5 protein-coding genes are annotated in these 11,987 nt (G+C 76.2%); all 5 read left to right on the top strand.

Annotated elements, in window-relative coordinates:
* The coding region (locus tag ABT336_RS24615) for a hypothetical protein (protein WP_350899510.1) at positions 1 to 196 on the top strand (196 nt) is incomplete at its 5' end.
* 264 nt (positions 197 to 460) lie between these two features.
* Complete coding sequence (locus tag ABT336_RS24610; protein ID WP_350899508.1) at positions 461 to 1,318, top strand: DUF4132 domain-containing protein; 858 nt, start codon at positions 461 to 463, stop codon at positions 1,316 to 1,318.
* The gene (locus tag ABT336_RS24605) at positions 1,315 to 6,396 is read left to right on the top strand and encodes a hypothetical protein (protein ID WP_350899506.1); all 5,082 of its coding nucleotides are present in this window, start codon (positions 1,315 to 1,317) and stop codon (positions 6,394 to 6,396) included. The genes ABT336_RS24610 and ABT336_RS24605 overlap by 4 nt, the downstream gene beginning before the upstream one ends.
* A gap of 87 nt (positions 6,397 to 6,483) precedes the next feature.
* Positions 6,484 to 9,939 carry a DUF5682 family protein gene (locus tag ABT336_RS24600; RefSeq protein WP_350899512.1) on the top strand — a complete coding sequence of 1,152 codons (3,456 nt, stop codon included), beginning with the start codon at positions 6,484 to 6,486 and terminating at the stop codon, positions 9,937 to 9,939.
* The gene (locus tag ABT336_RS24595; protein WP_350899504.1) at positions 9,936 to 11,873 is read left to right on the top strand and encodes a hypothetical protein; all 1,938 of its coding nucleotides are present in this window, start codon (positions 9,936 to 9,938) and stop codon (positions 11,871 to 11,873) included. Before ABT336_RS24600 ends, ABT336_RS24595 begins: the two co-directional genes overlap by 4 nt.
* Positions 11,874 to 11,987 lie beyond the last annotated feature (114 nt).

Raw genomic sequence — 11,987 nt, 5'->3', positions numbered from 1 at the left:
CGCGCTCCGGGTGGCGTTGCACGCCGTGGTCACCGGGGGCAGCGCGGCGGTGGTGCTGGCCTGGCAGGGGCTCGCCGTCGGTCAGGTGACCACCCTGGCGGTCGCGCTCGTCGTCGTCCTGCATCTGCTGCCCCTGGGCATCGCCCGACTGGTGAACCGTCGGCAGGCGCGCGGGACCACCGGGTCGCGTCCGTGACCCCGGTGCGGGAGCACCCCCACGCCGACCTGTGACCCACATCACCTGAAACTGCGGGTCGGTTCGGCGTCGCCGGAGCACCGGGACACCCGCCCGGCGTACCTTTGCACCCCTTTCGCCGCTCTCGATGCGCCACCGCGTCAGAAGTCGCCGACGCGAGGCGTTCCATCGTGTCGGTCACCCCTGTTAGCGTGCGCTGCGTTGCTGATCATGGCCGCTTTCTTCGGAGATGCGGTTGATGTCCCGCTACGGAGGGTGCACCTGATGGGCTGGCTACCTGTGGGAGACTCGTACGAGATCTCCCTCGTGGACGGCAAGGTGGTGGCCCGGTCCCCCGGCCCACGGGCCACCGGCCGTCCCCTCAAGACACTGCCGAAGGCGCTGCGGGACCACCCCGAGGTGGAGCGGCTGCGTCAGCTCGCCCAGTGGCTGGACCGGCACACCGCCGACTGCCTGGCCCGGGTCGAGGCGTGGGTGGTGTCCTCGCTGCCGGTGCCGACCACCCTGCTCGCCCGGGTCTGGCCGGACCCGTCGTGGCGGGCGGCCCTCAACGACCTCGTGGTGCTCGCCGACGACCCCACCGCGACCGGCTTCCTGCGCGACGTCACCGACAGCGGGGACCTGCGGGTGGTCAACCTCGACGGCGACACCGTCCGGCTCTGCGCGCCCACCGCCACGCTGCCCCATCCGGTACGCCTGCCGGACCTGACCGACCTCGCCGATTTCGCCGACGAACTCGACGTCACCCAGCGGGTGGCGCAACTGCACCGGGGCACCTGGGACCGACCCACCGACCTGGCCGGGTCGACCACCACCCACACCGACTTCACAGGCACCCGGGTCCCCAACCGGCTGGCCGCCCGCGCCGCCGCCTTCGGGTTCCGGGTCTCCCGGTCGCAGGTCACCTGCCGGGTCTGGGAGGACGGGCACCCGGTCGAGGCCGCCCTGCGCTTCGACGAGGACTACTGGGACTCCGAGGCGACCCTCGGGGCCTTGTCCTGGTCGGTGGTGGAGGGGCCGACGCTGCGGTTGGCCGAGGTCGGCCCGGTGGCCTGGTCCGAGGGGATGCGGATGGCGACGGCCCTCTCCGGGGCCGCGACCGCGACGGAGGGGAAGGCATGACCGAGACGACCACCGTCTCCGGTGTGGACCACACCGAGAGCCTGCTCGCCGCCGGAGGGGTCCTGCCGGCCGACTCCGGCAACGCCGATGGCGTGGCGGTTCCCCTCACCGCCCGCACCTACCGGCACCCGGCCCTCGGTGACCGTGCCGTGGTCCGCCTTGTCGACTCCGCCCTCGGCGAGGGCGAGGACGCCTCCGTCGGGTTCCTCGGCCTCGAACCGGCCGCCCCACCCGTCGTCGTCGGCCTGGGACCACGCCGCCCGCTGGCCTTCCCGGAGTGGGTCCTCGTCCACCACCCCGACGACGGGCGACACGCGTTGGCGGTGCTCCCGGAGCTGCAGCGGCTGGCCAAACAGGCACGGTCCCGGCCGAAGGCCGCCCTCGACGGGTACCAGGGCGTCGCCGACCGGTTCGGCAGTACCCTGCCGCACGTCCTGCCGACCTTCTTCGAGCAGGCCGCGCGGGTGTTCCTGGACGCCGGGCAGGACACCTACGCGACCCAACTGTTCAACAAGGCCCGCAAGGCCGAGGCGGAGCACGGCCTGCCGATCGACCTGGACCGGATGGACGAGGTCTACGTGGAGTTCGCGTCGGCCACCGTGGTGTCCGCGAGCGCGTTGGCCGGATACGCCAAGGAACTCGCCGCCGGACTGCCGGCCTTCGAGGCCCTCGACCGGTTCTGCCGGTTGGCGCTGCGGGCCGCAGCCGCCGGGGTGGTCCCGTCCATCCCGTCGGCCACCGCCGTCAACCGACTCGTCCGGGTGGCCGCCAAGGACTCCGGCCGGGCCGACGCCGCCGACCGGGAGGCGGCCTACCTGACCGCCCTGCTCAGGCTGCCGGTGACGGCCGAGGCACCGGCCGGCTGGTGGAAGGCGCACCGACCGGCGGTGACCGCGCTGGCCGGCCGCGATCCGGCGGTCCGTGGTGCCCTGCTCGACCTGATGCCCGCCGACCGGGACACGGTGACCACCTGGCTGGCCCTGCTGACCGAGACCGGTGCCCTCACCGGACTGACCGATCCGGACCTGCCCGACGCCGCCCGCCCGAGCGACGGTTCCGCCGGGTGGTTGCGCCGCCTCCTGGGCCGGACCAACGCCGACGGCTACCACCGGATCCGGGTGCCCGCGCTCTATCCCCTCGTCGAGCGGATGGCCGACCGGCTGCGTGCCGAACTGGCCGCCACCGGGACCACCCTCACCGCCGACGCCGACCTGGACCTGCTCGACCTGCTGCTCGGTCTCGGCCTCCCGGTCGCTCCTCCCGCCGAGAACGGCACCCTGGACCTGCTCCGGTGGTACACGGTCGCCGGAGACCGGGACCTGCGCGCGGTGGCCGCCGACGACAGGTTCACCGGTGCCCTGCGCCGGGGCCTGGACACCCTCGACGACCAGCCGGAGGCCCTGCGGCGGGTCGCCGACACCCCGGGCCTGCGGCGGGTCCTGACCGAATGGCTGCGGGCCAGGATCCGCGACCGGTTCACCTCCGGGCTGCCGTACCTGCCGGAGGCGGTGGACTGGCTCGGTCGACTCCCGGTCGAGGCGCTCCGCCTGGTCTTCGGCCACCTCGCCACCACCGACGGCACCGCCCCCGACGGCGGTCTGGAACAGGCCCTCGACCTCGACCTGCCCGACTACGTGGCCCGGAGCCTGCGCGGCGGGCTGGTCGACGAGCTGACCTGGCCGGACTGGGAGCGGGCCTGGCAGGAGGTGACCGGCGGCGACCCCGGGGTCACCCTGACCTGGCAGGAGGCCTGGCCGTACGTCGTCCTCGCCGGACCGACAACGGTCCGGGTCCTGGGCGCCGAGGGCGTCGTCCTCCGCCACGACCTGCGGATCCCCGCCGGTGACCTGTGGGGGCAGCCCGGCTACCACTACGTCGACGGTCACCTGCTGGTCTTCTGGCGTTCCCGGGAACTCGGCTACGACCTGCGCGGCTACTGGCACTCGGCACCCGGCGAACCCCAGCTCCTCACCGGCGAGCTGCACGGCAGCCGACGCCGACGCAACAGCGTCACCCTGCCGCTGCCCGGCGGCGGACGGATCACCGGCGAGGGCGTCCTGCACGTCGGGGACACCGCCGTCCCCGCCGAGGCCCCGGTCATCACCGACGGCACCTCCCACTGGGTGTACCGGCCCGACGACGCCGACCGGCCCGACGACGCCGACCGGCCCGACGACTCAGACCGGCCCGACGACGCCGACCACGGTCCCGGGTGGCGCGAGTACGACCCGGCCGGCGACACCCGCGGTCCACGGCGCCTGCCCCGGTTCCTGGCCGACGTCGCGGCCGACGCGCGCCTCGTGGCGGCGCAGAGCTGGCTGCGGCCGGCCCTGTCCGACCGGGCGACCCCGGCCGCCGTACCGGTGCAGGGTCTGCTGGGGTGGCGGGTGTCCACCCTGCCCGACGGGTCGGTACGCGGGGAGGACCTGGCCGGACGGACCGTCACCGTCCCCGCCGGGAGGCGGCCGATCGCGGCGCTGGTGCTGCCCGGCGACGACCGGCCACGGGCCGTCCTCGAGGACTTCGCCTTGGTCGACCCGGACGGAACGGTGTCGGCTGTCGGCGCGGCCCCGCCGACCCGGAACTACCGCCGCAACCCGGTCCCCCTGCCGGGACACGACTTCGTCGGCGCCCTGCTGCCCCGGGACCCGGTCGGGTCGGCCGCACTGCGCCGGGTGGACCGGGACACCGCCGCCGTCCTCGTCGCCGCCGCCCTGGACGAACGCCGCGCCGCCCTGGCCGAGGAGGCGGCACGGGCAGCACTGTGGGCGACGTCCCCGGCGGGGACCGTCGGATCGACCACAGTCCGACGGGCAGCGCCGCCCGTCCCGTCGACGTCCGCACCCGGTGCCGGCTCCCCGGCCGAGAAGCCCGGGGACGCCCTTGTCGACCTGGTCCGTCGGACGGTGCCGGAGATCGGCGACGAGGCCCTGCTGGCCGCGGTGGCCGGGGCGGCGCGGATGGCCGCCAAGGCCTGCACCGACCTGGAGAGGGTCACCTCCGGGCTGCGCCGGTCGGAGTCGACACCGACGGTCCCGGCGACCACGACCGGACCCACCGACAGCGAACTCGGTGCGGCCCTCGACGGTCTGCGGGGCGTCGTCCGCCGCACGGGCGGCTCCGGCTCCACCCACACAGTCACCCAGCTCCGCCTTCTCGCCGCCCAACGTGTCGGCACCGGCGACGGGCAGGCCGTCCGGCTGCACCTGGACGGCGTTCCCCTGCCCGCCGCCCCGGACTGGTGGTCCCTGGCGGGCGGTTCGGCGGCGGTGGCGTACCGGGCGGTGGCTGCTGTCACCCCGCAGGAACACCGGGACGCCCTCCGCGCCCTCCTCGACGAGCTCGCCGCACTCGACCTGGTCGGCCCGACCGGGACCGCCAGGTGGCGCAGGTTCACCCTCCATCTGCTCGACGGGGACCTGACCGGCCCCGACGGCATGCGCCGCCACCCCCGCCCCGGCCTCCTGCCGCTGTCGGACGGGGCGTTCGTGGCCGTCTTCGCCCAGAGCGGAACGACCACCGGATACCGCTTCGAGGCGCTGTTCCACGACCCGACCGGCCGGTTCGCCGTACCCGAGCCGTACACGGTGGTCGACTCGGAACCCCTCGGCGACGAACGGCCCGACGGCTGGCTGGAACGCCTGCACGCCGAGTGGGCCGCGCGCGGCCCACTGCCCTGGCGGCCGGAGGCCGCCGAGCGCTTCGCCGACCTGACCGGCGTCACCCCCACCGCCGCGAAGCTCGTCCTGGCCGGGCTGCCCCACCTGGACACGGGGAGCACCGTCCCGGCCGACCTGCGCAAGGCCCTCGACATCCGGCAGGCGGGTGAGGCGAAGCTGGCCTTCGAGGTGCTGCACGAGGCCCGGCCCCGACTGCGGCGGGCCGTCCTGGCCGCGCTGGTGTCACCGGACCCGGCCCGACTCTGGACCGACGGCCCGGACGTGGCCGCCGCCGCAGCGGTCTGGAACGACGCCCTCGGCCGGCGGACCGCCGTCCCCGAGCGGTTGCTCGCCGAGGCGGTACGCGCCGTCCGGACCAGGTGGGGACCGGCCAAGGCCCTGCCGGCCCTGCTCGACCCGGCCCGCTCGGCCGAGCTCCGCACCGATCTGGTCTTCCGGATCAGCGGCGACCGGGCACAGCAGGTCGACGCCACGGTGACGGGCTTCACCGGCCCGGTGCTGCACTCCACTGTCGCCCTCGCCGCCTGGATCGCCCACCACACCCCCGCCGGTGATTCGGCCAGGGCCGCCCTCCCGGCCGCCCTGGGTGTCGTCCGGGACCGGCTGGCCAACCCCGACCTGCTGCTCGACCTCTGCCGATACGTCTCGCTAAGTGCCTTCCGGCAGGTGGCGGGCACCCCGTCGGAGACCGGTCCGGGATGGGAGCGGTACGGGGCGATCGTGCTCGGCACCCGCGACGACCAGCCCTCGCCCGCCCTGCGGCCGGTCCTGCTCGACGCCGAGGGCACCGACCCGTACCTGCCCGCGTTGCGGGCCGACGCGTCCGTCCCGTACCCGATGGAGGTGGCGTTGCGGCTGGTCCGCGACCCGCGCTTCGCGGCCCTGCTCGACGAACCCACCCGACCCGACCCCGCCGACCCGGCGACCGACGGGACCTGGTGGCCGCAGGACCCGACCCGGTCGGTGCCCGACCTGGTCGCCGAGGTGGCAGCGGTGCACGGCCTGGGCGGCGACGCGGCGGCGGCGTACCTGATGCTGCTGGCCATGCCGGACCCCACCGACCGGGACACCGCGACGTGGACCGGATGGCGACCCGCCCGGGCGAAGGCGGCCCGCGCCGAACTGGCCCGCACCGACCTGGTCGTGGAGGCCAGCCGGCCCCGGGCCGGGCGCACCCTGTTCCTGCCCGGCCCCTGGCTGGGACGCGGCAGCGGACAGATCCCGGTCGAGAGTTGGAAGGCTCCCCTGTTCGACCTGGCGCCCGACGGTACCGCCGCCCTCGGGGTGACGGTGCCGTTCGAACCGGTCGCCGACCTCTACCGCCGGGCCTGGCGACGGGTGCGCGAGGGCGACCTGCCCCGCTTCGGTGACCCCACCGGCCGAGACGCCCGAGGCTGAACCGCGAGCCCGGTGACCACTGCCCATCCACCCATCTCAGAGATCGAGGAACATCCGTGACCGTGACCGGACACGTCCACCCCGTACCTGTCCGACCCGGCGGCGCGGGCTCCCCTGGCCCTGGTCGGCAGCCACGGCGCGGACGGGCCGATGGGTTTCTACCCGTTCGCCGACTTCTCCCCGGAACTGGCGGCGATCCGCTGGGCCCGACAGCACGGCGTCGAGGTGCGCTGCTGCGACCTGCCGATGGCGGATCCGGGTTGGTCCGGCGAGGCCACCGACGCGACCGTCGACAGGGACCCGGGTGACGGCGTCGACCCGGACGAGGGGGACGTCGGCGAGGCGACCCCCGGCCCGCGCCTGTCGTATGCGAGCGCGCTGCACGCCAGCGGCACCGGTCGAGACGGCGACGACCTGTGGGACCGGGTGGTCGAGGTACGGGCACCGGGGTGTCGACCCGAGGCGGTCCGCCGGGCCGCACTGGGGGTCGGCTGGGCGATGCGGGCCGACAGCAGCGGTGGCGACGGGCCACCGGCCCGGGACCTGGCCCGGGAGGAGCACATGCGGCGGGTGCTGGCCGAGGCCGGTGCCGACGGCCGACGGGTGGCCGCAGTCGTCGGGGCCTTCCACGCCCCGGCCCTGCTTCCCGCCGGTGCCGGCGGTCCTGCGTCAGGCCACCCCGTCGACCCGGCACGCCGACCCGACGCCGTGACCGGCCACCCCGACGGCACGCCCGGTCGACCCGTCGACGCCCCGGTCCGCTCCGTGGCCACTCCGGCCCGCAGGGACCCCGGCCCGACCGTCACCTCCCTGGTCCCGTACGCGTTCGACCTGCTCGACGCCCGGTCGGGATACCCGGCCGGGATCCGCGACCCGCTGTGGCAGCAGTCCGTCCTCAGCGCCGGGGGCGACCCGGAGCGGATTCGCGCCGCCGCTGCCCGGGCGGTCACCGACCTCTGCCGGGAGCTGCGCGCCGCCGGCCACACCGCCGGGACCGGGGAGGCCGCCGAGACGGTACGGCTCGCCGACGACCTGGCCCGGCTCCGGAACCTGCCCGCCCCCGGTCGGGGTGAGGTCCTGGAGGCGGTGACCACGGTCCTCGGCCAGGGTGACCCTCTCGGTCGGGGCCGGGCGCTGGCCCGCGCCCTGGAGACTGTCCTCGTCGGTGCCGCACGGGGACGGACCGCCCCCGGTACCCCCCGGTGTGGACTGGGTCCCGCCGTCGAGGCGGACCTCGTCACCCTGCGCCTGCCCAACCCGGAGAGTCCCAAGCCCCGCGAGGTCCGGCTGGACCCGCTCCGCACCGCCCTGGACGCCCGCCGGGAGGTGCTGCTGCACCGCCTCGACGTCTGCGGCGTCGGCTACGGCGACCCGATCGGCGTCACCGGCACCGGTGACGGCGCGGCCCTCACCACCCGGTGGCAGCTGGCCTGGACCCCCTCCGTGGCAGCCCGGCTGGACCTGGTCGGGGTCCGGGGCGTGACCGCCGCGCTGGCCGCCGCCGGCACCCTACGGGAGCGGTTCCGCCGGGAGTCCGCCGACGGCGGCCCGACCGCCGCCCAGCTCCTCACCGGACTCCGCGACGCCGCCCGGTGCGACCTGCCCGACCTGGTCACCGACCGGCTCGGCGTGGCCGCCTCGGTGCTGCCCTCCACCGGCACCCTGCCGGAGCTGCTGGCCGGACTGGACCTGTTGGAGGCGCTGCGCCGCGAACACCTGCCCGGCACCACCGCGCAGGGCCGGGCCCGCGCCGGTGACCTGGCCGGCGTCCTGCTCGACGCGGCGGTCCGGGGCCTGCCCGGCCTCGCCGGAAGCGATGACACCGCCGACGCGGCCGCCCTGGTCGATCTGGCGGTCCGGGCCGGGGAGGACCGGCTCGGGCTCCGCCTGGAGACCGCCCTCGACCAGCTGGGTCGCAACGGTTCGGCGCTGGTCCAGGGTGCCGCCCTGGCCGCCCGGACCCTGCTCGACCTGACCGGCCCCGAGGCCGTCGGCACCCGGGTCGCCGGGTGGATCGACGCCGCGACCGGACCGGAGCGCCGACGGCACCTGCACCGGTTCCTCGAAGGGCTGCTCACCGCCGCCCATCCCCTGCTCCAGTCCGCCCCGGCCGCACTCGACCCCCTGCTGGAACGGATCGAGGCGCTTCCCGACGCCGGGTTCCTGGACCGGCTGCCGGCCCTGCGCGGCGGCTTCGACGTCCTCACCCCGGCCGCCCGGGACCGGATCCTGCACACCGTCACCGACCGGCTCGGTGACCGGCTCGACCTGACCCTGACCGCCCCGCCCGAGGTCCTGGCCAGGTGGGCCGCCGCCGACGCGGCCGGACGGGCCGTCCTGGTCGCCCGGGACCTGCCGATCCCCGACCCGTCCCCGGACACCCCGACGCACCCCGCCACGACCGCCGTCGAGGCGGTGACCGCCACCGGTCGGATCACCCCCACCGACCGGTGGCGGCTGCTGCTCGGCCGCCAACCCGACCGGTTGCCTGCCGACGCCCGCCGCTACGCCCGCGCCCTCGACGAGTTGTACGGGGCGGGTCGGGGGGAGGGCGCAACCGACCTCGGCGCCGGGGCCGGCGGCGGTCAGGAGGCCGCCTTCCCCACCGCACGGGAGTGGGCCGACGAGATCGAGGCGCTGTTCGGGGCGGTGGTCCGCGAGGAGGTCATCGCCCGGGCCGCCGACAGTGGCCGGACCGACGTGCTCACCGAACTCGACCCGGCCACCGTCCGACCCTCGATGGAGCTGCTGACCTCGGTGCTGTCGTTGGCCGGTGGCCTGCCCGAGGGGCAGGTGGCGGCGCTGCGGCCCCTGGTCCGACGGCTCGTCGAGGAGCTGACCAGGCAGTTGGCCACCCAGATGCGCCCGGCGATCACCGGGTTGAGCAACCCCCGCCCGTCCCGCCGTCCCGGCGGCCGGATCGACCTGGCCCGTACGCTGCGGGCGAACCTGGCGCACACCCGGCGGCTCGACGACGGGCGTACCGTCGTGGTGCCGCAACGGCCGGTCTTCACCACCCGGAACCGTCAGGAGGCCGACTGGCGGCTGGTGCTGGTGGTCGACGTGTCCGGCTCGATGGAGGCGTCGGTGGTCTGGTCGGCGTTGACCGCCGCCGTCCTGGCCGGGGTGCCCACCCTCGCCACCCACTTCGTGGCCTTCTCCACCGAGGTCGCCGACCTGACCGACCGGGTCGACGACCCGTTGTCCCTGCTGCTGGAGGTCCACGTCGGAGGCGGTACGCACATCGCCGCCGGCCTGGCCCACGCCCGCTCGCTGGTCACAGTGCCGAGCCGGACCATCGTCGCGGTGGTCAGCGACTTCGAGGAGGGCTACCCGCTGGCCGGGCTGCTCGGGGAGGTCCGCACCCTCGCCGCGTCCGGGGTGCACCTGCTGGGGTGCGCCGCCCTGAACGACCGGGGGGTGCCCTGCTACTCCGTACCCGTCGCCGAGCAGCTCGTCGCGGCCGGGATGCCGGTCGCCGCCCTCAGCCCGCTGGAACTCGCCCGCTGGGTGGGCGACCGCATCCGTGGAGGATCACGGTGACACAGCACGCCCCCGCCGACACGGTGACACAGCACGCTCCCGCCCCCGCCGACGTCGTCCGGTGGCCGGCGGTGGCTCCGCTGGTCACCGCCGCCGCCGTGGCGGCGCTTGCGCCACGGCTGCGCCACCGGCTGGCCGCCGCGGTCACCCGGTTGGCCGACCGGCCGGTCGACAGGGTCGGGGACGGTGTCCGCGTCGACTTCGGACCGGAGATGCGGGTCACCCTCACACCCGGCCCGACCGGTGCCGTCACCGACGGGGACCAGGCCACGTGCAGTTGCCTGCTGGCCCCCCGGTGCCTGCACCGCAGCGCGGTCCTGGCCGCGTGCCCGGTCGCCGAACCGGCCGCCCACCCGGCGTCGGAGTCCGCCTCAGAAACCCACCCGTCCCCGGCAACCTCCGGCAGGGCCGCCGGGCGCACCGGCGACCGGGGCGGGGCGGCCACCGGCCGACCGGCCGCCCCGACGAAGGCGCAGCGGGCCGCCGCCGACGCGCTGTGGCGGGCCGCCGCCGCGGTGCTCACCGCCGGGGTGCCGGCTGCCGGTGCGGTCGCCCAGGCGGAGTTGCTCCGGGCCGCGCACGGTGCCCGACTGGCCGGTCTGCCCCGGGCCGAGAGCGCCGCGTTGAGCACCGTCAGGGGCCTGCGGGCACACCGGGACCGGCAGACCGGACACCGGCTCGCCGCCCTGGTCGAGGTCCTCCACGACCTGCTGTACGTCGCCGGTCGGCTGGCCGCCGGGGACAGCGACCCGGCCCTGGTCGGCATCCTGCGTCGGGCCTACCAGCCGGACGGCACCCTGGACGTGTACGGAGTCTGCCGGGAGCCGGTGATCAGCGCGACCGGGTACGCCGGAGTGGTCACCCACCTGGTCGCCGCCGACGGACGGCGACTCTCGTTCGGCGACGTACGCCCGGGTGGCCCGGACCGGGCGCGGGACTCGGCCCGGGCGGTCACCGAGATGGGCTCGGTCGCGGTGAACCACGCGGTGCTGGCCCGGGGTGGTCTGCGGATCACCGGCACCACCGTCTCCCCCGACGGTCGGCTCGGCGCGGGCAGGTCGGTCCGGGCGACCCCGTTGAGCGTCACCGACTGGTCCACCGGGCCGGTGTCGGAGCTGTTCGGGCGGCCCCTCGCCGAGGTGGTGGCCGCCCAACTCGCCGTCGAGGACCCCCAGGACCCGGCTCGGGCGGGGACCGCCCTGCTCGGCTGTGACCTCCAGGTGGTCGGTGCCGACGGGGACCGGCTGTTGGCCCGGGAGATCGATCCCAGCACCGACGCCGCAACGGTGGTGGACGGGCCGGTGATCCGGCTGGTGCCCGTCGACTCCCATCCGATGCTGGCCCACGTGGCGAACCTCCGGCGACTCGCCTCCCGGCCGGGTCTGCGGATCCGGGTGGTGGGCCGGTTGGACCCGGACCGGGCCTGCACCCTGCTCCCGCTCGCGGTGGCCCCGGTCCCCGGTGACGCCACCACCCTGCGGTTGCCGACGGACTGGCACGGGCGGGCCGACCTCGGCTACGACGAGATCCAGGGCCGTCACCTGCCGCCCCCCGACCCGGCCGCGACGGTGGGGACCGTCGACGCCGCCGAGGCGGCGCAGCCTCCGCTGTGGCGGGTCCGCCGCCTTGTCGAGTCGGCAGTCTCCGGTGGCCGTCGGGCAGTGGCCGAGGCGGCCCGCAGCGGCGACGCCGAGCTGGGCGGCCCGCTGCGGCGGGCCGGTTTCACCACGGCAGCCGCGCTCGTCGACGCGCTGGCCGGCGAGTCCGACCGGCGGGGCCGGGACGTGTTCGGCAGGCGTACCGACCCCGACCCCGACCGGTACGCGTGGGCGTGGCTGGCCGCCACCGCCCACCTCGCCGCCGCCGAACGAGAGCTGTTCCGTTCCTCCTGGGGCGTGCCGCCGCTCGCACAGCCGGTGGGTGTCGCGGGCTGACCGACCCGAACGCGGAGCGGGGGGCCGGCGGGGGGGCGGCGGCCCCCCCGCGGTGGGGGGATTGGCGGGAAACCGGGAGATGGGGGAAACACCGCAGCCGCCGACCACATCACG

Origin of the sequence: Micromonospora sp. NPDC000207 (assembly GCF_040300925.1) — a bacterium.
In the GTDB taxonomy this organism is placed as follows: Bacteria; Actinomycetota; Actinomycetes; order Mycobacteriales; family Micromonosporaceae; genus Micromonospora.
This window is presented reverse-complemented; position numbering and strand designations above follow the sequence as displayed.

Coding starts and splice junctions, on each gene's coding strand:
- ABT336_RS24610 (WP_350899508.1), top strand. CDS start 461: ATGGGCTGGCTACCTGTGGGAGACTCGTACGAGATCTCCCTCGTGGAC.
- ABT336_RS24605 (WP_350899506.1), top strand. CDS start 1,315: ATGACCGAGACGACCACCGTCTCCGGTGTGGACCACACCGAGAGCCTG.